Source organism: Variovorax sp. LjRoot130 (genome assembly GCF_964253755.1).
Lineage (GTDB): Bacteria > Pseudomonadota > Gammaproteobacteria > Burkholderiales > Burkholderiaceae_C > Variovorax.
The window spans coordinates 4,457,748-4,477,148 of the sequence record NZ_CAXURM020000001.1; the positions used below are offsets into that span (position 1 = coordinate 4,457,748).

The window sequence follows — 19,401 nt, forward strand, 5'->3', positions numbered from 1 at the left end:
GCATCGAAGGAAGAAACACCCATGAGCGACAGCATCGAATTCATCGGCATGATCCAGGCCCAGAAGGTCTCGGAAATCCATCCCGCGCGCGGCCCGGCGATCGACCGCGACTACGTGCGCGCCTTCGCGCAGGCGCACGAAGCGGCCGGCTTCGACCGCGTGCTGGTGCCGCACCACTCGACCAGCCCCGACGCCACGCTGACCGTGGCCTATGCGGCCTCGGTCACCGAGCGTATCCACTTCATGCTGGCGCACCGCCCCGGCTTCGTGGCGCCGACGCTGGCGGCGCGCCAGTTCGCCTCGCTCGACCAGTTCAGCGGCGGACGGCTTGGCGTGCACTACATCTCGGGCGGCTCCGACGAAGAGCAGAAGCGCGACGGCGACTGGCTCGACCACGACCAGCGCTATGCGCGCACCGACGAGTACCTCGAGCTGCTGCGCAAGGTGTGGACCAGCGACAAGCCTTTCGACCATGAGGGCGCGCACTACCGCTTCAAGGATGCGTTCTCCGAAGTGAAGCCGGTGCAGACACTGAACGGCCGGCCGCACGTGCCGGTGTATTTCGGCGGCGCCTCGGAAGCCGCGATCCCGGTGGCCGGCAAGCATGCCGACGTCTATGCGCTGTGGGGCGAATCGCTGGCCCAGGCGGCCGAGCTCACGGGCCGCGTGCGCGCCGAGGCCGCGAAGCAGGGGCGCAACGTGCGCTTCTCGGTCTCGTTCCGGCCGATCCTGGCCGAGACCGAAGCCAAGGCCTGGGAGCGCGCCGACAACATCCTGACCGAAACCCGGCGGCTGCGCGTGGTGCAGGGCTTCGGCCGCGGCGGTCCGCAGCAGAGCGAGGGTGCGAAGCGCCTCTTGGCCGCGGCCGAGCATGGCACGCGGCTCGACAAGCGGCTGTGGACCGCGGTCGCGCAGGAGATCGGCGGACGCTCGAACAGCACCGCGCTGGTCGGCACGCCGGAGCAGGTGGCCGATGCGCTACTCGACTATCACGCGCTCGGCGTCACCACCTTCCTGATCCGCGGCTTCGATCCGCTCGAGGACGCGATCGACTACGGCCGCGAATTGATTCCGCGCACGCGCGAACTGGTGGCGCAGCGTGTGGCCGCGCAGCGCAAGGCGGCCTGAGCCATGAGCGCCGTTCTTTCCATCGACCGCCCGGCCGCCAGGTCGCAGCAACTTCAACTCAATCCGAACCCGCAGCAGAAATACTGGTTCGATCCGCCTGCGCAACGCCCCAGCATCGAAGCCGAGCGCCGCCATCGCCAGGAGCGGCTGGCCGGCGCCTTCCGCCTGTTCGCGCGCTTCGGCTTTGCGCAGGGGCTGGCAGGCCACATCACGGCACGCGACCCGCAGCTCACGGACCATTTCTGGGTCAACCCGCTGGGCGTGCACTTCTCGCGCATCAAGGTGTCGGACCTGCTGCTGGTCAATTCGAAGGGCGAGACAGTGATCGGCGAGCGCCCGCTCAACAAGGCGGCCTTCGCGATCCATGCGGCGATCCACGAATACAACCCGAAGATCATCGCGGCCGCGCACACGCATTCGACCTACGGCAAGGCCTGGTCGACGCTGGGCCGCAAGCTGGACACGCTGACGCAGGACAGTTGCGTCTTCCATGACGACCATGCGCTCTTCGACGATTTCACCGGCATGGTGGTCGACGAGAGCGAGGGGCTGCGCATCGCGAAGGCGCTGGGCGATCGCAAGGGCGCGATCCTCAAGAACCACGGCATCCTGACGGCCGGCCCGACCGTCGAGGCCGCGGCCTGGTGGTACATCGCGCTCGACAACGCCTGCCACACGCAGCTCCTGGCCGAGGCCGCCGGCACGCCGCATCCCATCGACGAAGCGGTCGCGCGCCACACGCACGGCCAGATCGGCGGGCCCGAAGGCGCGCTGCATGCCTTCGAAAGCCTCTACGAAGGGCTGGTCGAGGCCGAGCCTGAACTTCTTCTTTGATCCGAGGCCCTTCGCCATGAACACATCCTTTTCGCGCCGCCGCGTGCTGCGCGCCGGCGGCGCCGCTGCCGCCATCGCATCCAGCGGCCTGCTCGCCTCGCGCGCCTGGTCGCAGCCGCGCAAGCTCAGCTTCGCCTGGAACGCCACCGCCTTCTGCCTCTCGCCGGTGGTGGTGGCGCAGGAGCGCGGCTTCTTCGAGAAGAACGGCCTGCAGGTGGACCTGGTCAACTACACCGGCTCCACCGACCAGCTGCTCGAATCGCTCGCCACCGCCAAGGCCGACGCCGCGGTGGGCATGATCCATCGCTGGCTGAAGCCGCTCGAGTCGGGCTTCGACGTCAAGATCGTCGGCAGCTCGCACGGCGGCTGCGTGCGCCTGGTGGGCGTCAAGGAAGCCGGCATCACCGACCTGCAGAAGCTCAAGGGCAAGACCATCGGCGTCTCGGACATCGCGAGCCCGGGCAAGAACTTCTTCTCGATCCTGCTGAAGAAGAACGGCATCGATGCGGACCGCGATGTGACCTGGCGCCAGTACCCGGCCGACCTGCTCGACATCGCGGTCAACAAGGGCGAGATCCAGGCGATCGCCGACGGCGACCCGACGCTCTACCTGATCGAGAAGCGCAACAAGGACCGCTACGTCCAGCTGGCCTCCAACCTCTCGGGCGAATACAAGGACAAGGTCTGCTGCATCGTCGGCGCGCGCGGCGAGCTGGTGCGCAAGGAGAAGCCGGTGGTCGCGGCATTGGTGCGTGCGATCGTGCAGGCCTCGGACTTCGTGGCCGAGAACCCGAACGAGTCGGCCAAGCTCTTCGCCAAGTACTCGCCCAAGGTGCCGCTCGAGGATCTGCAGGCGTTGCTGGGGACGCTGACGCACGGGCACCACCCCGTGGGCAAAAGCCTGCGCGACGAGGTCGAGTTCTATGCGCGCGACTTCCGCTCGGTCGGCGTGCTGAAGCAGAACACCGATCCGGCGCGGCTCGCGAACCACGTGTCGGTGGATGTGCTCGCATGACCACGGCCGAGCAGGTACTGGACGCGCCGCCGGCGCAGCCGCGTGCGTTGCGCGAACCGGTACTCGCCGGCGTTTGGCGCATCGGCACCGTCGCGGCGGCCGCGTGGCTCGCGCTCGGTGCAGTCACGCTGATCTGGCCCAACAAGGAGGTCGGCTTCAGCGACTGGAATTTCACCACCGAATTCGGCGGCGCCGCGATCGCGGTGGCGCTGCTGCTGCTCGCGATCGCGCTGCTCGGCGCGCGCGCCGGCCGCATCGGACGCGTGCTTCGCCCGGCCGGCCAGTGGCTGGTCGCGGCCCCGCTGCTGCTCGCGCTGTGGGAGGTGGCGACCGCCAAGCTGGGCCTGCTGCCACCGCCCTTCTTCGCCCCGCCGCAAAGCCTGATCGACGTCGCCTACGAGGACTGGCGCCGGCTCGGCCTCTCGACCGCGCATTCGGCGCGCCTGCTGGCGCACGGCTTCGTGCTCGGCGCGGGGGTCGGCTTCGCGACCGGCGTCTGGATCGGCTGGTCGCGCATCGCCGGCTACTGGGTGCATCCGCTGCTGCGCTTTCTCGGGCCGGTGCCGGCCTCGGCGCTGCTGCCGCTGGCCTTCTTCTTCGCGCCCTCGAGCTATGCGGCCGCGGTGTTCCTGATCGGGCTCGCGACCTTCTTCCCGGTGGCGGTGCTGAGCTGGTCGGGCGTGGCCTCGGTCAACAAGAGCTACTACGACGTGGCGCGCACGCTGGGCGCGCCCGAATGGTTCCTGGTGCTGCGCGTGGCGGTGCCGGCTGCCCTGCCGCAGGTCTTCGTCGGCCTCTTCATGGGGCTCGGCGCTTCGTTCTCGGTGCTGGTCACGGCCGAGATGATGGGCGTGAAGGCCGGCCTCGGCTGGTACCTGCAGTGGGCCCAGGGCTGGGCCGCCTACGCCAACATGTATGCGGCGCTGCTGCTGATGGCGGTGCTGTGCTCGGGCCTCATCACGCTGCTGTTCGCGGTGCGCGACCGCGCGCTCTCGTGGCAGAAGGGGACGGTCAAGTGGTAGCCGCAGCGACGACAACCGCCGGCGCACGCATCGAGGTGCGCAACGTCGGCCACTGGTTCCAGCTGTCGGCCGGCGTGCTGCAGGTGCTAGACGGCATCGACCTCACGGTGCAGCCGGGCGAGTTCGTCGCGCTGCTGGGGCCCAGCGGCTGCGGCAAGTCGACGCTGCTGCGGCTGGTGGCCGGGCTGGAGCCAGCCACCACCGGCAGCATCACGCAGGACGGCGAGCGCATCGCGCGACCCGGTCCCTCGCGCATCGTGGTGTTCCAAGACCCGACGCTCTATCCGTGGCGCAACGTGTGGGACAACGTGGCGCTCGGGCTGCAGGCGCGCGGCCTGCTGAAGACGCAGCGTTCGCGCGTCGACGATGCGCTCAGGCTCGTGGGCCTTGCCGACTTCGCGAAGAGCTTTCCCCATCAGCTCTCGGGGGGCATGGCGCAACGCGTCGCGCTGGCGCGGGCGCTGGTCAACGATCCGCAGCTGCTGGTGCTCGACGAGCCGCTGGGCAAGCTCGACTCGCTGACGCGCATCGCGATGCAGAGCGAGCTGGTCAACCTGTGGCAGCGGACGGGCTTCTCGGCGCTGCTGGTCACGCACGACGTCGAAGAGGCGTTGTTCCTCGCCAATCGGGTGATCGTGCTGAGCGACCGGCCGGCGCGCATCACGGCGCAGCTCGAAGTCGACCTGCCCTACCCGCGTCATCGCGGCCATCCGAGGCTGGCCGAACTCCGGCACGAAGCACTGCGTCATCTAGGTTTGGATGCGACCTGGTAGATCCCGATGACACCGCTGGCCGAGGCCGATGGGCTCAACGCGCTGATCGGTTTTCTGCAGGCTGCGCAACTCGGCCTGCTGCGGCTGCTCGCGTGGCTCGGACTCGCGGGCACCAGCCATGGCCAGCCGGCTTGGCCATGGGCGTTGCGCCTGTCGGGCGAGAACCTGTTGATCGATCTCGGCCAGGCACGGCGGCTCGCGCTCACGCTGCTGGTGCTCGCGGCTGCGCTGCTTGCCTTGTTGCTCGCGCTGGTCTGGCGCCGGCGGCGGATCGTGCTCGTCGCGATGGTTCCGCTGCTGCTGGCCGTCGCACCCTGGCCCGAGGCCCATGTGGTGCTGGTGCCGGCCTATCCCGCGAGCTTCCATCGCTCGCCCACCGGCTTCAGCGCGGCCTCCATCGCGCAGGGACGCGCGCTCTATGCGCAGCACTGCATCGGCTGCCATGGCGCGGACGGCCGCGGCCAGGGTCCGCTGGCAGCCGCACAGCCCGTGTGGCCGCCGAACCTCAGCGGCCCGCTCCTGTGGCGGCGCGCCGATGGCGACCTGCTGTGGCGCGTGCTCCACGGCATGCAGGACAGGCGCGGCGCGCCCACCATGCCGGCCTTCGACGGGCTGTTCGGTGCGCGCGAGGCCTGGGCGCTGATCGATTTCATGAAGGCCCAGGGCGCGGGACAGAGCCTGCGCGCGACCGGCCTCTGGGCCCAGCCCATCGGTCTGCCCGATGTCGCGGTGCGCTGCGAAGGCCGCACACCGCGCACGCTCGCGAGCTGGCGCGGCCAGCGCCTGCGCATCGTGGCTTCGGCCGCGGCGGCGCCTTTGCTCGAAGACCCGCGGTTGGTGACCGTGCTGTTGCGACCTCCGGGCGACACCTCCTCGCAGTCCGGCATCGACTGCATCGCCGACCCAAATGCCTGGGACGCCTTTGCACTGGTCGCAGGCACGGAACAACTGGCCGGCACGCAACTGCTGGCGGACCGCGGCGGCTGGCTGCGTGCTCGCAGCGCGCCGGGCCAGGCCGGCTGGTCGGAGGACGACCTGCTGTGCCGCACCGAGGCGGTGCCGCATGACGCGCAAGACGCTTCGCTCACCGACGGCCTCGGCGCCCTGATCGCGCGCATGGACGCCGAGCCGGTGCGCTTCGTCAAGGGCGGCTTCGTGCACTGAGCCCGCCCTCTTTCATCACATTCAAGGAGTCTTCTTCATGACCCAAGCATCCCGCCGTCGCTTCATCACCCACACGCTCGCCGGCGCCACCAGCCTCGCGCTGCCGGCCCCCGCGCTGCATGCGCAATCGCGCCCCGTGCTCAAGGCCGGCGACCAGAAAGGCGGCCTGCGCGCGCTGCTCGAAGCGGCCGGCAGCCTCGAAGGCCTGAGCTACGACATCCAGTGGTCCGAGTTCCCGGCCGCCGCGCCGCTGGCCGAAGCGCTCAATGCAGAAGCCGTGGACTCGGGGCCGATCGGCGATGCGCCGCTGATCTTCGCGCTCGCGGCCGGCACGCGCGTCAAGGCGATCGGCGCCAACCGTTCCGATGCCTACGGCACGGCCGTGCTGGTGCGGCCCGACTCGCAGCTGAAGACCGCCGCCGACCTCAAGGGCAAGAGCATCGCGACCAACCGCGGCTCGATCGGCCACTACATCACGCTGAAGGCCATCACGACGGCCGGCCTCAAGCCGGAGGACGTGAACCTGCGCTTCCTCGCCCCGGCCGATGCCAAGCTCGCGCTGACGCAAGGCTCGGTCGACGCCTGGGCCACCTGGGAGCCCTACACCGCGCAGGCCGAAACCAGCGGGCATGCGCGGGTGCTGGCGAGCGGCCGCGGCCTGCTGCCGGGCCTGAGCTACCTGGCCGCCACCGATGCAGCGATCGCCGCCAAGCGGCCGGTGCTGCAGGACTTCCTGCAGCGCGTGGTGCGCGCGCAGCGCTGGTCGTACCGCAATGTCGATGCCTTCTCGGCCACGCTGGCACGCATCATCGGCATCCCGGCCGACGCCGCGAAGCTGCAGTTCGAGCGTCGCCAGCAGAAATGGGTGGCCATCGATGCGCGGGTGATTGCCGACCAGCAGGGCACCGCCGATTTCTACAGCCAGGTCGGGCTCATCAAGCAGCCGCTGGATGTACGTTCCACCTTCGACCTGTCCTTCTCTGCGAACGGTTAGATGAGTTGATTATTTGGAATCAACGAATCGGTCGTTCCCAGATCCGAGGCCCCTGCGGACAATGGCGCGCCACGCCCTTTGCGGCGCCGTTCTCCGTTCGAGCCCTATGAATTTCCAACAACTGCGCTCGGTGCGCGAAGCCGTGCGCTGCGGCTTCAACCTCACCGAAGTCGCTCACACGCTCCACACCTCCCAGCCCGGCGTGAGCCGGCAGATCCGCGAACTCGAGGAAGAACTCGGCATCGAGCTCTTCGTGCGCGCCGGCAAGCGCCTGACCGGCCTGACCGAACCCGGCGGCCATGTGCTGCCGATCATCGAGCGCATGCTGATGGAGAGCAGCAACCTGCGGCATGCGGGGCAGGAATTCGTCGCGCGGCAAAGCGGCCTGCTCTCCATCGCAGCCACGCATTCGCAGGCGCGCTATGCGCTGCCGGTGGCGGTGCAGGAGTTCCGCAGCCACTTCCCCGACGTCAAGCTCCATCTGCACCAGGGCTCGCCCAAGCAGATCGCGCAAATGCTGATCGACGGCGAGGCGGACGTCGGCATCGCGACCGAGGCGCTGGGCGACTATCCACAGCTCGTGGCCCTGCCCTGCTACCGCTGGACGCATTCGGTGATCGTGCCGCCGGGGCATGCGCTGCTCGATGCAGCGCTCACGCTGGAGGCGCTGGCCCGTTATCCGCTGATCACCTACGACACCGGCTTCACCGGCCGCACGAAGATCGACGACGCTTTCGAGGAACAGGGCCTCGCGCCCGGCATCGTGCTGACCGCGATGGACGCCGACGTGATCAAGACCTATGTGCAGCTCGGCATGGGCGTGGGCATCGTCGCCGGCATTGCCTACGAGGCCGAGCGCGACACGCAGCTGCGCGCGCTGGATGCCGGCCCGCTGTTCGGCATCAACCTCACCAAGCTCGCGGTGCGGCGCGGCAGCTACCTGCGCGGCTATGTGCATGCCTTCATCGAATCCTTTGCGCCGACGCTGACGCGCGAGGTGGTGGAGCAGGCGCTGGCTTCGGATTCGCCGGTGCTCGACGAAGCCTAGGACCGTGCGGAAGGGCCGAAGGGCGGGTACGCTTGGGCGCCCTTCATGCCACCACCGCCCGAATCCGCCCCCCTGCCCGCCACCGGCCTGCTGCTGACCGGCGGCGGCGCCCGCGCCGCCTACCAGGTCGGCGTGCTCGAAGCCATTGCCGACCTGCGGCTCGCTGCGGGTGCGGGGACGCAGGGCAATCCCTTCGCCGTGATCACCGGCACCTCGGCCGGCGCCATCAACGCCGCGGCGCTGGCCTGCGGCAGCGACGACTTCGACGCCACCGTGCGGCGCATCGCCGACGTGTGGCAGGGCTTTCGCACCGAGCAGGTGTACCGCGCCGATTCGCTGGCCATGCTCGATGCCGGCGCGCGCTGGCGCCTGCTGCTGGGCGTGGGCCAGTTGCTGCGCAAGTGGCTGCGCCTCGCGCCGCGCTCGCTGCTGGACAACGCGCCGCTGGCCGAGCTGCTCGAGCGCATGGTGCCGCTCGAGCGCCTGCCGCAACTGATGCGCGACGGCCACCTGCAGGCACTGGCCGTGACCGCGTCGAGCTACAGCTCGGGCGAGCACGTCACCTTCTTCGACGCGGCCGCACCGATGGAACCCTGGGTGCGCTCGCAGCGCATCGCGGTGCCGGGGCGCATCACGCACGCGCATCTGCTGGCCTCCTCGGCCATTCCCTTCGTATTCCCGTCCACCGGCCTGGACCTGGGCGGCCATACCGAGTACTTCGGCGACGGCTCGATGCGCCAGTCGGCGCCGATCGCGGCCGCCATCCACCTGGGCGCGCAGCGCATCCTCGCCGTGGGCGCCGGCCGCATGAGCGAGCCGCGCGAAGCACCCGCACCCAACACCTTCAAGGCTATCCGACCATGGCGCAGATCGCGGGCCATGCACTGTCGAGCATCTTCCTTGATGCGCTGGCGGTCGACGTCGAGCGCCTGCGGCGCATCAACCAGACGCTCGCGCTGATCCCGCCCGATGCGCGGCAGAGCACGAGCCTGCGGCCGGTCGAGCTGCTGCTGATCTCGCCCTCGGAGCGCATCGACGCAATCGCCGCGCGCCATGTGGGCGCCTTGCCCGGCGCGGTGCGCCGCCTGTTCGGCGGCCGCGACGCGCTCTCGGGCCACAACGAGGTCAAGGGTGCGGCGCTCGCGAGCTACCTGCTCTTCGATCAGGGCTTCACGCGCGAGCTGATGGCGCTCGGGCGGGCCGATACGCTGAAGCAGCGCAACGAAGTGCGTCGCTTCTTCGGCTGGGCGCCGGCCTGATCAGCCGTCGTTGGCGATGCCGAGCTCGGAGCAGATCCGCGCCGTCAGGGTCTTGAGCGCGGCAACCTCCGCCTCGAGCCGCGCCACGTTGAGTTTCAGCGCCGCCACTTCACCGAGCGAGGCATCCTGAGGACCGCTCGCGGTGCGGGTCTCCGGCGTGCTCTCGGGCGGCTCGCCGGCGAGCAGATGGGCCCAGCGGCTCTCGCGTGCTCCGGGCAGGCGCGACATCTTCAGCACCAGCGCGCCGGCCGGCCGGGCCGCGAGCTCGTCGAGGAAAGCCTCGACCGAGGAGATGTCGGCGAAGTTGTGCATGCGCTCGCAGGCGATGCGCAGCTCGCCGGCGGTCTGCGGGCCGCGCAGCATCAGCACCGTCAGCAGGATGGCCGACTGCGAGGGCACGCGCAGCACCCGCTCGATGTTGTGCTCGTAGCGCGAAACGCGCCCGCCGCTCGTCTCCATCACCAGGCTGTAGCCCTTGAGGCTGTCGAGCGCGGCCTGCACGTCGGTGTCCGAGGCCTCCATCAGCGGATTGCGGCTGGTCTTCTGGTTGCAGCCGGCCACCAGCGCATTCAAGGTCAGCGGATAGCTGTCGGGCACGGTGCGCTGCTTCTCGGCCAGCACGCCGAGCACGCGGGTTTCGATCAGGGAGAGGGTGGGGAGGGTCGGAGTCATGACCGAGTCAACTCGCGGAGCTGGGACGCCGCTTGCGCGCGGCGGCGCGCGGCGAGGGAGTGGTGCGTTCGGGCTGCTCTGCCAGGCGGCCCGTGACGTACTTGTGAAGCACGCTGGCAATCAAGGTTTGATAGGGCATGCCTTCTTCGAGGGCCTTGACCTGGATGTCGTTCAAGTCGCCGGAGGAAAGGCGGATATTGACGCGCCGATCCTTGATGGCGGTGGCCCGCGCCACCGCCTTGAACTTGGCAAGCTCGCTCTTGGTGGCGACCGACTTGAGTTTTCCCTTGTCGTAGGCGCTGGAAATTTCGCTTTCGTTGTCGTCAATGTTCTGCATCTGATTCACCCGTATTCAAATAGTCGCGTGTCGCTTTGCGGCTCGGGATGACGGTCTTCAAGAAGAAATAGTCTTCCTCTTCGACAAACGGCACCAAATACGCATAGCCGTCATAAGCCACGACGAGTACTCGCCGCCTCGGATATTTCACCTGATCGGGGTGGGCCAGGATATCCAGCAAGCCGCCCGATTCGATAGCGACAACAACGCTCTCGAAAGAGACTCCTCGATCTGCCCTGAGCATGTCGTTTTTCTCCGGGCTCCACCGAAAAGACTTCATGCCGGCATCCTAACCTGCTGTGTGCCTTTTGTCACCACACCGCACCCACGGTTGGTTTGCTAGGCGGCTCAGCAATGCTTCTCGACCAGCCGCACGACCGTGTTCCAGGCCCGCGTGCTCGCCGGTGCGCCCAGCAGTTTTTCGAGGAAGGCGTTCGGGCTGCCCGGCGTGTTGCCGACCACGCGGCTGATGCTGAAGGCCTCGCCCTCGGTGGCGTGAAGGACTTCGACGTCCTGGCGCTTCGAGACCAGCGGCAGCGCGGGCAGCGCCCCGCGCCTGGCGCCGAGGAAGGACACGCAGACTTCGTAGACGCTGCCGCGATCGACGGCTGCGAAGGGATCGAGAGCCACGAGCTCGGCCAGGCGGTCCACGCTGCGCAGGAAGGCCGGCTCGCGCAATCCGCACTCGGCCGCAAGCGCTTCGCAGGCCTGCGCCAGCACCTTGCGCGCCTCGGTCTTGTTTCGCGCTTCGAAGACCAGCGTGCCGTTGGTGAGGAAGGAGGAAGCCGACCCGGCACCAGCCGCCAGGAAGGCGGCCTCGAACTGCGCCCGGGTCGGGCAGTTCGGCCGGCCCAGGTTGAGGTTGCGGAAGAAGACGGCGTGCTTCATGTCCCGCGGAATCTATCAGTCGCGCCCGGCGCCTAAAATGCCCCTCCCGCCGGCTCCTCCGTTCCCCCAGAAAGCGCCTCCCCGATGTCCCAGCGCAAGCTTTTCGTCACCACCGCCCTGCCGTATGCCAACGGCAAGTTCCACGTCGGCCACATCATGGAATACATCCAGGCCGACATCTGGGTGCGGTTCCAGCGCATGCAGGGCCACATGGTGCACTTCGTGGGCGCCGACGACGCGCATGGCGCGCCGATCATGATCGCGGCCGAAAAGGCCGGCAAGACGCCGCAGGAATTCGTCGGCGAGATCGCCGCGGGCCGCAAGGAATACCTCGACGGCTTCCACATCCGCTTCGACAACTGGCACTCGACCGACAGCGCCGAGAACACCGAGCTGGCGCAGGGCATCTACAGGAAGCTCAAGGCGGGCGGCATGATCGCCACGCGCACCATCGAGCAGTTCTACGACCCGGTGAAGGGCATGTTCCTGCCCGATCGCTACATCAAGGGCGAATGCCCGGTGTGCCACGCCAAGGACCAGTACGGCGACGCCTGCGAGGTCTGCAGCAGCGTCTATGCACCGACCGAGCTGATCAACCCCTATTCGACGCTCACCGGCGCAACGCCCGAGCTGCGCAGCTCCGAGCACTTCTTCTTCAAGCTCTCCGACCCGAAGGTGGTCGACTTCCTGAAGACGTGGACGCAGGACGGCAAGCTGCAGCCCGAGATGGCGAAGAAGGCCAGCGAGTGGTTCGAGGCCGGCATGGCCGACTGGGACATCTCGCGCGAGGCGCCCTACTTCGGCATCGAGATTCCCGATGCGCCGGGCAAGTACTTCTACGTCTGGCTCGATGCGCCCGTGGGCTACCTCGCGAGCCTGAAGAACCACTTCGACAAGGGCCAGGCCGCCGCCCACTGGCACGAGGCTTCGCGCACATCGCAAAGCTTCGACGAATTCGTCGCCGATCCGGCGGTGGAGCAGGTGCACTTCATCGGCAAGGACATCGTCTACTTCCACACGCTCTTCTGGCCCGCGATGCTGCAGTTCAGCGGCCGCAAGACGCCGAGCCAGGTCAACGTGCACGGCTTCATCACGGTCTCGGGCGAGAAGATGAGCAAGAGCCGCGGCACCGGCATCGACCCGCTCAAGTACCTCTCGATCGGCATGAACCCCGAATGGCTGCGCTACTACATCGCGGCCAAGCTCAACGCCAAGGTGGAAGACGTCGACTTCAATCCCGACGACTTCATCGCACGCGTGAACGCCGACCTGATCGGCAAGTACATCAACATCGCCAGCCGTGCGGCCGGCTTCGTCGCCAAGCGCTTCGGCGGCCATCTGGGGCAGGTCAGCAGCGACGGCCTGCATGTGCTGGAGGTGCTGCGCCTCGAAGCGGAGAACATCCGCGCCCTCTACGACAGCCGCGACTTCGCACGCGCGCTGCGCGAGATCATGGCGCTGGCCGACCATGTGAACGCGTACGTCGACGCCAACAAGCCGTGGGAGCTCGCGAAGCAGGCAGGCCAGGAGGCGCGGCTGCACGACGTGTGCTCGGCCTGCATCGAGGCCTTCCGCCTGCTGACGCTCTACCTCAAGCCCGTCTTGCCGACGCTCGCAAGCAAGGTCGAAGAATTCCTGAAGATCGATCCGCTGGCGTGGAGCGACGTTCATGCACCCTTGCCTTCAGGCCACCCGATCGGCGAATACAAGCACCTGATGCAGCGCGTCGACGCCAAGCAGCTCGACCAGCTGTTCGAGCCGCCCGAGCCGGCCCCGGAAGCCGCTCCCGCCACCGCCCTCCCCGGCGGCGAAGGCATCGCCCCGACCATCACCATCGACGACTTCGCAAAGATCGACCTGCGCATCGCGAAGATCGTGGCCTGCCAGAAGGTCGAAGGCTCGACCAAGCTGCTGCACCTGACGCTCGATGCCGGCGAGGGCAAGACCCGCAACGTCTTCTCCGGCATCGCCTCGGCCTACGAGCCCGAGCAGCTGGTCGGCAAGCTCACGGTGCTGGTCGCCAACCTGGCGCCGCGCAAGATGAAGTTCGGCATCTCCGAAGGCATGGTGCTGGCCGCCAGCCATGCCGACGAGAAGGCCCAGCCCGGCATCTACGTGCTCGAGCCGACGAGTGGCGCAACGCCCGGCATGCGGGTACGCTAGCGCCGCTCATGAACCGCTGCGCCCTCATCGCCGCTCTGACCCTGGCCCTCGGCCTGCCGCTTGGCGGCTGCGCGGTGGTCACGGTCGCCAGCACGGTGGTGAGCGTGGGCGCCGGCGCGGTCGGCCTGGCGGCCGATGCCGCGATCGGCACCGCCCGCATCACGGGCAAGGCAGTAGGCGCCGCGGCCGATGCCGTGCTGCCCGACAGCGAAGACCGTTGAGCGAAAAAGGCGCATCCACAATAGCGTCATGACCTCGCCATTGAAGCTTGCGCCCTTCCGCCCCCGACTGATCGACGCGCTGGCCGGCTACGACAGGGAACGCTTCTTCAAGGACCTCGGCGCCGGCGCCACGGTGGGCATCGTGGCGCTGCCGCTCGCAATGGCTTTCGCGATCGCCTCCGGCCTCAAGCCCGAGGCCGGCATCTGGACCGCGATCATCGCCGGCTTCCTGATCTCGGCCCTGGGCGGCTCGGCGGTGCAGATCGGCGGGCCGGCCGGCGCCTTCATCGTGATCGTCTACGGCATCGTCGAGCGCTACGGCGTGGCGAACCTGTTGATCGCCACCGCTTGCGCGGGCCTGCTGCTGCTGCTGATGGGGCTGTTCCGGCTCGGCAACCTGATCCGCTACGTGCCGGTGTCGATCGTGATCGGCTTCACCAACGGCATCGCGGCGCTGATCCTGATCTCGCAGCTCAAGGACTGGCTCGGCCTCTCGATCGCCAAGATGCCGGCCGACATGTTCTCCCAGCTGCACACGCTGGCCAAGAACCTCGGCAGCTTCAATCCCTACGCCTTCGGGCTCGGCCTGGTCTGCCTCATCGGCCTGTTCGCCTGGCCGAAGCTCCTGCACGACAAGACGCGCTTCGGCTACGCGGTGCACCTGGTGCTGGGCCGCATGACCGAGCTGCGCGCCGTGCGCGCCGGCTCGCGCATGCCGGGGCCGATCGTCGCGCTGGTCACGCTGACGCTGGTGTCCTGGGGCTTCAGCCTGCCGGTGGAGACCATCGGCACGCGCTTCGGCGGCATTCCCGAGGGCGCGCCGGGCTTCGCACTGCCCGATTTCTCGTGGGAAACCGTCAAGCAGTTGGTGACGCCCACGATCACCATCGCGCTGCTCGGCGCGATCGAGTCGCTGCTGTGCGCGCGCGTGGCCGACCAGGCCAGCGGCCAGCCGCGCCACGATCCCAACCAGGAACTGATGGCGCAGGGCATCGCCAACCTGGTCACGCCTTTCTTCGGCGGCATGCCGGCCACCGGCACCATCGCGCGCACCGTGACCAACGTGCGCGCCGGCGCCAGCTCGCCCATCGCCGGCATCGTGCACGCGCTCACGCTGCTGGTGGTGGTGCTGGTGGCAGCGCCGCTCGCGCAGCACGTGCCGCTGGCGGTGCTGGCCGGCATCCTGGTCTTCGTGGCCTGGAACATGGGCGAATGGCACGAGTTCTCCCCCTACATGCTGCGCCGCTTCAGCCAGCATTACCGGTTCCTGATGCTCGGCACCTTCTTCCTCACCGTGGTGTTCGACCTCACGGTGGCGGTGCAGGCGGGCATCGTGCTGGCCTGTGCCTTGTTCATCCGGCGCATGAGCACGCTGTTCAGCATCGAGATGGTGTCGCTGCAGCCGCCGGTGCTGACCTTCAGGCTCTACGGTGCGCTGTTCTTCGGCGCCGCAGCCAAGCTGGACCCGACCGTGCAGGCCGTCGAGCGGGCCCCGCGCGGCATGACGGTGGTGCTCGATGCGATGCAGCTGATTTCGCTCGACGCCACCGGCCTGGACGCGCTGCGCCAGCTGCACAAGGCGGTGCTGGCGCGCGACGGCGTGCTGCGCATCGAGTCGCTGCAGCCGCAACCGCTCGAAGTGATCGTGCGCTCGGGCTTCGCGGACGAGATCACCTCGGGCGCGCCGGGCCAGGCCGCGCACTAGTTCGAATTGGCTTCGGTGCTGCGGTCGGGCGAAGAACCGGTGCGCACCACGCGCTGGTCGTCATTGAGCGTGGCGACGAACACCATCGGCGAATTCGGCGGCTGGAGCCAGCGCCATTCCCAGGCGGTCTCGTTCTTGAGCGGGTACGGCGTGCGCCTGGCCGGCTTGCCCAGCAGCCGGCGCAGATCTTCCATCGCCATGCCGGGCTGCACCCGGGCGAAGTTCTCGGGCGTGAGCACCTGGCGCAGCGCGCTCATCTTGCCGTCGGGGCCGATAGTGATCATGTAGTTCTTCTGGCCCTGGGGCTGGCGGTTGTACTCGAAGACACGGCCGCCCGGCGCGTCCCAGATGTTTTCCGGCTGGCCGAAGCGGGTCCGCACATCGGCCTCGGTCGAGACACCTTCTTCAAGCTCACTGATGCGCTGTCGATCGCAGCCCCCCAGGCACAGCACCGCCGCCAAAGCGGCGAAGTGGGCAAGCCTGGGGGTGAGCCTCATTTATTGTGCGAAGCAATACATCAAGCCGCCGCCGCCGGTTGACTTGAGAGCGTCCAGGCTGCAGCCGCGGGTGGGGTGCGAGGAGTTCCAGGACTTCGCGGGCGCACTGTCGTCCAGCCCCCTGCGGTCGTGGTGACCCACGATGGCCGAGCCCTCGCCACCCTTGGTCCAGTTGCCGCAAGTGTTGTCCTTGCCGTCGCTCACGGCACGGCCGTCGGGCGAGGAGCCGGTCAGGATGTCGTGCAGGGTGACCGCGTCGCCGCTTCCGCTGATGGTTTCGCCCTTTTCGGTCAGCGCCGTCTGCTTGTTGAGCTTGTTGTCGGGACCGTGCAGCCCGTCGACATTGCTGGCGATCAACTCGCCCTTGGCGTTGAGCCACGGGCCGCTGCCGATCCGGTCGCGCGCATTCACCGCCGGGCTGCCGGCCAAGGCGCTGTTGCTCAGGTAGGCGCGCCAGGTCCGGCCGCCGGCGCCCGCGCTCGCCGCCAGGCTCTGGCAGTAGCGGTCGGCGCCCGCGAGGCCGCCGAAGTCGGCGCCCTTGCCGGGGTTCGTGCTGGTCAGGAAGAAGCTCATCTTGCTTTGCGGCGTACCGGTCATGCCGCTGCAGGCCGCCAGTGCAATGGCCGTCGCGGCCATCGAAGCGAGGTACAGCGAAAGTCGGCGCATGAGCAGTCTCCTTGTGGTGTTTGGGAGCCGCCACGCTAGCGCATGGCGACCCCTCCAACAATGAGGAATCCACCGGTGCCGGATGGCCGGGATTGAGCCCCGGTAAAATTCGCCGCAAAGGTCCAAACCCCCATGTCCATCTTCGCCCGCCCTCACTACACCTCCGAGATCACGAACTTCATCGAAGAGATGAAGGAAAAGAAGCCGACGCTCGAAGCCGAACAGCGCGCCGGCCGCGCACTCCTGTGGGACAAGCACCTCGACCGCGACGCGCTCGAGGAGTACGGCCAGGCCAATGTGCCGCAGCAGCCCTACGTCTACCAGACGCGCGTGAAGTAACAAGTGCCCATCCGGCCTGTAGCGCACTCCCGGGCCACCATGGCGGGCGACGATGCCCGTGCCCTGGAGGCAGAGGACGTCGTCGACGACGACGCGCCGCCGATCGCGGCCATGCCCGAGGTGATCGACCAGGTCGCGCTCGCGCGGCTCTACGGCGAGCCGCTGTTCGCGCTGCCCAACGACCTCTACATCCCGCCCGAGGCGCTGCAGGTCTTCCTCGAAGCCTTCGAAGGGCCGCTGGACCTGCTGCTCTACCTGATCCGCAAGCAGAACTTCAACATCCTCGACATCCCGATGGCAGGACTGACGCGGCAGTACCTGACCTATGTGGACCAGGTGCGCCAGACCAACCTCGAGCTCGCGGCCGAGTACCTGCTGATGGCCGCGATGCTGATCGAGATCAAGTCGCGCATGCTGCTGCCACCCAAGAAGACGGCCGAGGGCGAGGAGGTCGAGGACCCGCGCGCGGAACTGGTGCGCCGCCTGCTCGAGTACGAGCAGGCCAAGCTGCAGGCCGCTTCGATCAGCGCGATGCCGCAGGCCGGGCGCGATTTCTGGAAGGCGCAGGTCTACATCGAGCAGTCGCTCAAGCCGCGCTTTCCCGACGTGAACGTGGTCGACCTGCGCGAGGCCTGGGCCGACATCCTGAAGCGCGCCAAGCTCGTGCAGCACCACAAGATCTCGCGCGAGGAGCTCAGCGTGCGCGAGCACATGAGCATCGTGCTGCGCCACCTGCAGGGGCGGCAGTTCGTCGAGTTCGAGAAGCTGTTCGACGTCACGCGCGGCGTGCCGGTGCTGATCGTCACCTTCATCGCGATGCTCGAACTCGCGAAGGAAACGCTGATCGACATCACGCAGGCCGAGGCCTTCGCGCCGATCTACGTGCGGCTGGCCTACGCCCCGGCATGATGTTGCTCTATTCAGCGCGCCGGCCGGCCGTTGCCCGACGCGTGGTCATCAATTCGAGGCCGGCGAAGCCAGGCCCATTCGGGAGACACCGCGGAACCGGCTTCGCCGGGCCGCTGGTGGCGCCCCCGGTGAGGGCGGTGGCGGCCACACGAAGTGGGCAAGCCTGGGGGTGAGCGATATATGCATGAGTTCGACGTCCTCATCGTCGGCAGCGGTCTGGCCGGCCTCAGTGCCGCGCTGCACCTGGCGCCCACGCACCGCGTGGCCGTGCTCACCAAGCGCGCGCTGAACGACGGTTCCAGCCAGTGGGCGCAGGGCGGGATCGCGGCGGTGCTGGGCGAAGACGACAGCCTGCAGTCCCACGTGGACGACACGCTGGTCGCCGGCGCCGGGCTCTGCGACCTGGCCGCCACCCGCTTCGTGGTCGAGCACGCGCCCGAGGCCATCGCCTGGCTGCGCGAACTCGGCGTGCCCTTCTCGCTCGAGAACGGCGAACTGCACCTGACGCGCGAAGGCGGCCACAGCCAGCGCCGCATCGTGCACGTGACCGACGCCACCGGCGCCGCAGTGCAGCGCACGTTGATCGAGGTCGTGCGCCGCACGCCCGGCATCACACTGTTCGAAGAACACACGCTGGTCGACGTCATCACGGGCCGCAAGCTCGGACTGGCCGACCCGGCCTGCCTGGGCCTCTATGCGCTGAACGCAGCGACCGACGAGGTGGTCACCTTCCGCGCGCCCCACACCATCCTGGCCACCGGCGGCGCCGGCAAGGTCTATCTCTACACCACCAACCCCGACACGGCCACCGGCGACGGCATCGCCGCGGCCTGGCGCGCGGGCTGCCAGGTGGCGAACATGGAGTTCATCCAGTTCCACCCAACCTGCCTCTACCACCCGCATGCCAAGTCCTTCCTCATCAGCGAGGCGGTGCGCGGCGAGGGCGGACTGCTCAAGCTGCCCGACGGGACCCGCTTCATGCCCGCGCACGATGCGCGCGCCGAGCTGGCGCCGCGCGACGTGGTGGCGCGCGCCATCGACTTCGAGATGAAGAAGCACGGGCTGGACTGCGTGCACCTGGACATCTCGCACCAGAGCCCGGCCTTCCTGCAGGAACACTTTCCCAACATCCTCGCGCGCTGCGCCGAACTGGGCATCGACATCACGCGCGAGCCCATTCCCGTGGTGCCGGCCGCGCACTACACCTGCGGCGGCGTGCTGAGCGACCTCGCCGGCCGCACCGACGTGCCGGGCCTCTACGCCATCGGCGAGACCGCCTGCACCGGCCTGCACGGCGCCAACCGCCTGGCCAGCAACTCATTGGTCGAATGCATGGTGTTCGCACGCGCGGCCGCACAGGCCATCGCGGAGGCGCCGGCGCACGCCGGCGCCGAGCTGCCGCCCTGGGACGACAGCCGCGTCACCGATGCCGACGAGACCGTGGTCATCTCGCACAACTGGGACGAGCTGCGCCGCTTCATGTGGGACTACGTGGGCATCGTGCGCACCAACAAGCGGCTGGAGCGCGCCGCCCATCGCATCGCGCTGCTGAACAGCGAGATCCAGGAGTTCTACGCCCACTTCCACGTCACGCGCGACCTGCTGGAGCTGCGCAACCTGGTGCAGGTGGCCGAGCTCATCGTGCGCTCGGCGCAGGCGCGGCGCGAGAGCCGCGGCCTGCATTTCAGCCGCGACTATCCATCGCTCGCCGCGCCCGCGGCACCGACCATCCTGGTACCGCCGGCCGCCTGAGGCGCCGCCCGGTTC

General features: G+C 68.5%; 20 protein-coding genes and 1 pseudogene. 15 read left to right on the forward strand and 6 right to left on the reverse strand.

Annotation, left to right across the window (positions count from 1 at the left end):
* Window positions 1-21: 21 nt before the first annotated feature.
* From ACSQ86_RS22230 to ACSQ86_RS22270, 9 genes and pseudogenes are all read left to right on the forward strand, one after another.
* The gene (locus tag ACSQ86_RS22230) at window positions 22-1,128 is read left to right on the forward strand and encodes an LLM class flavin-dependent oxidoreductase (protein ID WP_436305090.1); all 1,107 of its coding nucleotides are present in this window, start codon (window positions 22-24) and stop codon (window positions 1,126-1,128) included.
* A 3-nt stretch (window positions 1,129-1,131) separates the two neighbouring features.
* Window positions 1,132-1,962: a class II aldolase/adducin family protein gene (locus tag ACSQ86_RS22235; protein WP_436305091.1), complete on the forward strand. Its 831-nt coding sequence runs from the start codon at window positions 1,132-1,134 to the stop codon at window positions 1,960-1,962.
* Window positions 1,963-1,978: 16 nt separating this feature from the next.
* The gene (locus tag ACSQ86_RS22240) at window positions 1,979-2,977 is read left to right on the forward strand and encodes an ABC transporter substrate-binding protein (RefSeq protein WP_436305092.1); all 999 of its coding nucleotides are present in this window, start codon (window positions 1,979-1,981) and stop codon (window positions 2,975-2,977) included.
* A complete protein-coding gene (locus ACSQ86_RS22245; protein ID WP_436309602.1) occupies window positions 2,974-3,999 on the forward strand; it encodes an ABC transporter permease in 1,026 nt (341 codons plus the stop codon). The genes ACSQ86_RS22240 and ACSQ86_RS22245 overlap by 4 nt, the downstream gene beginning before the upstream one ends.
* Window positions 3,993-4,772 (forward strand): ABC transporter ATP-binding protein, encoded by a 780-nt coding sequence (locus ACSQ86_RS22250; protein ID WP_093105932.1) that lies wholly within the window; start codon window positions 3,993-3,995, stop codon window positions 4,770-4,772. Before ACSQ86_RS22245 ends, ACSQ86_RS22250 begins: the two co-directional genes overlap by 7 nt.
* A gap of 6 nt (window positions 4,773-4,778) precedes the next feature.
* Window positions 4,779-5,936, forward strand: a complete 1,158-nt coding sequence (locus ACSQ86_RS22255; RefSeq protein ID WP_436305095.1) for a c-type cytochrome — start codon at window positions 4,779-4,781, stop codon at window positions 5,934-5,936.
* 37 nt (window positions 5,937-5,973) lie between these two features.
* Window positions 5,974-6,930 (forward strand): ABC transporter substrate-binding protein, encoded by a 957-nt coding sequence (locus tag ACSQ86_RS22260; RefSeq protein WP_436309603.1) that lies wholly within the window; start codon window positions 5,974-5,976, stop codon window positions 6,928-6,930.
* Window positions 6,931-7,036: 106 nt separating this feature from the next.
* Window positions 7,037-7,978, forward strand: a complete 942-nt coding sequence (locus ACSQ86_RS22265; protein ID WP_436305098.1) for a CysB family HTH-type transcriptional regulator — start codon at window positions 7,037-7,039, stop codon at window positions 7,976-7,978.
* Between the two features lie 45 nt (window positions 7,979-8,023).
* Window positions 8,024-9,237: pseudogene (locus ACSQ86_RS22270) on the forward strand (patatin-like phospholipase family protein).
* Here the strand turns inward: ACSQ86_RS22270 and ACSQ86_RS22275 are convergent.
* The 4 genes from ACSQ86_RS22275 to ACSQ86_RS22290 all read right to left on the reverse strand — a co-directional run bounded on the left by ACSQ86_RS22275 (window position 9,238) and on the right by ACSQ86_RS22290 (window position 11,134).
* Window positions 9,238-9,909 (reverse strand): YceH family protein, encoded by a 672-nt coding sequence (locus tag ACSQ86_RS22275; protein WP_436305100.1) that lies wholly within the window; start codon window positions 9,907-9,909, stop codon window positions 9,238-9,240. It abuts the pseudogene before it with no gap.
* Between the two features lie 7 nt (window positions 9,910-9,916).
* Entirely contained in the window at window positions 9,917-10,246 is a 330-nt protein-coding gene (locus ACSQ86_RS22280) for a hypothetical protein (RefSeq protein ID WP_093105917.1), read from the reverse strand.
* Window positions 10,233-10,526: a hypothetical protein gene (locus ACSQ86_RS22285; protein WP_436305102.1), complete on the reverse strand. Its 294-nt coding sequence runs from the start codon at window positions 10,524-10,526 to the stop codon at window positions 10,233-10,235. Before ACSQ86_RS22285 ends, ACSQ86_RS22280 begins: the two co-directional genes overlap by 14 nt.
* Window positions 10,527-10,594: 68 nt before the next feature.
* Complete coding sequence (locus ACSQ86_RS22290; RefSeq protein WP_436305103.1) at window positions 10,595-11,134, reverse strand: DUF1697 domain-containing protein; 540 nt, start codon at window positions 11,132-11,134, stop codon at window positions 10,595-10,597.
* 84 nt (window positions 11,135-11,218) lie between these two features.
* On the opposite strand from ACSQ86_RS22290, the gene metG reads away from it, so the two are divergent.
* Genes metG through ACSQ86_RS22305 form a run of 3 tightly spaced genes read left to right on the forward strand, consistent with a single transcriptional unit; the run spans window position 11,219 to window position 15,223 of the window.
* Complete coding sequence (gene metG, locus ACSQ86_RS22295; RefSeq protein ID WP_436305104.1) at window positions 11,219-13,297, forward strand: methionine--tRNA ligase; 2,079 nt, start codon at window positions 11,219-11,221, stop codon at window positions 13,295-13,297.
* 8 nt (window positions 13,298-13,305) lie between these two features.
* Window positions 13,306-13,518, forward strand: coding sequence for a hypothetical protein (locus ACSQ86_RS22300; protein WP_436305105.1), 213 nt, complete (start codon window positions 13,306-13,308; stop codon window positions 13,516-13,518).
* 28 nt (window positions 13,519-13,546) lie between these two features.
* Window positions 13,547-15,223, forward strand: coding sequence for a SulP family inorganic anion transporter (locus ACSQ86_RS22305; RefSeq protein ID WP_436305107.1), 1,677 nt, complete (start codon window positions 13,547-13,549; stop codon window positions 15,221-15,223).
* On the opposite strand, the gene ACSQ86_RS22310 is transcribed toward ACSQ86_RS22305, so the two are convergent.
* Window positions 15,220-15,720, reverse strand: coding sequence for an outer membrane protein assembly factor BamE (locus tag ACSQ86_RS22310; protein ID WP_093105902.1), 501 nt, complete (start codon window positions 15,718-15,720; stop codon window positions 15,220-15,222). The genes ACSQ86_RS22305 and ACSQ86_RS22310 overlap by 4 nt on opposite strands.
* Window positions 15,721-16,386, reverse strand: coding sequence for a hypothetical protein (locus tag ACSQ86_RS22315; RefSeq protein WP_436305109.1), 666 nt, complete (start codon window positions 16,384-16,386; stop codon window positions 15,721-15,723).
* 132 nt (window positions 16,387-16,518) lie between these two features.
* Between ACSQ86_RS22315 and ACSQ86_RS22320 the strand changes: the two genes are divergently transcribed.
* The 3 genes from ACSQ86_RS22320 (at window position 16,519) to nadB (ending at window position 19,386) form a co-directional block, all read left to right on the forward strand.
* On the forward strand, window positions 16,519-16,725 hold the full coding sequence (locus ACSQ86_RS22320; protein ID WP_093105897.1) for a DUF3460 family protein: 207 nt from the start codon (window positions 16,519-16,521) through the stop codon (window positions 16,723-16,725).
* 111 nt (window positions 16,726-16,836) lie between these two features.
* Window positions 16,837-17,634: a segregation and condensation protein A gene (locus ACSQ86_RS22325; protein WP_093106164.1), complete on the forward strand. Its 798-nt coding sequence runs from the start codon at window positions 16,837-16,839 to the stop codon at window positions 17,632-17,634.
* Window positions 17,635-17,814: 180 nt separating this feature from the next.
* Window positions 17,815-19,386: an L-aspartate oxidase gene (gene nadB / locus ACSQ86_RS22330; RefSeq protein WP_436305110.1), complete on the forward strand. Its 1,572-nt coding sequence runs from the start codon at window positions 17,815-17,817 to the stop codon at window positions 19,384-19,386.
* Window positions 19,387-19,401: the final 15 nt, after the last annotated feature.

Coding starts and splice junctions, on each gene's coding strand:
- ACSQ86_RS22255 (WP_436305095.1), top strand. CDS start 4,779: ATGACACCGCTGGCCGAGGCCGATGGGCTCAACGCGCTGATCGGTTTT.
- ACSQ86_RS22230 (WP_436305090.1), top strand. CDS start 22: ATGAGCGACAGCATCGAATTCATCGGCATGATCCAGGCCCAGAAGGTC.
- ACSQ86_RS22280 (WP_093105917.1), bottom strand. CDS start 10,246: ATGCAGAACATTGACGACAACGAAAGCGAAATTTCCAGCGCCTACGAC.
- metG (WP_436305104.1), top strand. CDS start 11,219: ATGTCCCAGCGCAAGCTTTTCGTCACCACCGCCCTGCCGTATGCCAAC.
- ACSQ86_RS22245 (WP_436309602.1), top strand. CDS start 2,974: ATGACCACGGCCGAGCAGGTACTGGACGCGCCGCCGGCGCAGCCGCGT.
- ACSQ86_RS22310 (WP_093105902.1), bottom strand. CDS start 15,720: ATGAGGCTCACCCCCAGGCTTGCCCACTTCGCCGCTTTGGCGGCGGTG.
- ACSQ86_RS22320 (WP_093105897.1), top strand. CDS start 16,519: ATGTCCATCTTCGCCCGCCCTCACTACACCTCCGAGATCACGAACTTC.
- nadB (WP_436305110.1), top strand. CDS start 17,815: ATGCATGAGTTCGACGTCCTCATCGTCGGCAGCGGTCTGGCCGGCCTC.
- ACSQ86_RS22285 (WP_436305102.1), bottom strand. CDS start 10,526: ATGAAGTCTTTTCGGTGGAGCCCGGAGAAAAACGACATGCTCAGGGCA.
- ACSQ86_RS22300 (WP_436305105.1), top strand. CDS start 13,306: ATGAACCGCTGCGCCCTCATCGCCGCTCTGACCCTGGCCCTCGGCCTG.
- ACSQ86_RS22315 (WP_436305109.1), bottom strand. CDS start 16,386: ATGCGCCGACTTTCGCTGTACCTCGCTTCGATGGCCGCGACGGCCATT.
- ACSQ86_RS22235 (WP_436305091.1), top strand. CDS start 1,132: ATGAGCGCCGTTCTTTCCATCGACCGCCCGGCCGCCAGGTCGCAGCAA.
- ACSQ86_RS22305 (WP_436305107.1), top strand. CDS start 13,547: ATGACCTCGCCATTGAAGCTTGCGCCCTTCCGCCCCCGACTGATCGAC.
- ACSQ86_RS22265 (WP_436305098.1), top strand. CDS start 7,037: ATGAATTTCCAACAACTGCGCTCGGTGCGCGAAGCCGTGCGCTGCGGC.
- ACSQ86_RS22240 (WP_436305092.1), top strand. CDS start 1,979: ATGAACACATCCTTTTCGCGCCGCCGCGTGCTGCGCGCCGGCGGCGCC.
- ACSQ86_RS22290 (WP_436305103.1), bottom strand. CDS start 11,134: ATGAAGCACGCCGTCTTCTTCCGCAACCTCAACCTGGGCCGGCCGAAC.
- ACSQ86_RS22325 (WP_093106164.1), top strand. CDS start 16,837: ATGCCCGAGGTGATCGACCAGGTCGCGCTCGCGCGGCTCTACGGCGAG.
- ACSQ86_RS22260 (WP_436309603.1), top strand. CDS start 5,974: ATGACCCAAGCATCCCGCCGTCGCTTCATCACCCACACGCTCGCCGGC.
- ACSQ86_RS22275 (WP_436305100.1), bottom strand. CDS start 9,909: ATGACTCCGACCCTCCCCACCCTCTCCCTGATCGAAACCCGCGTGCTC.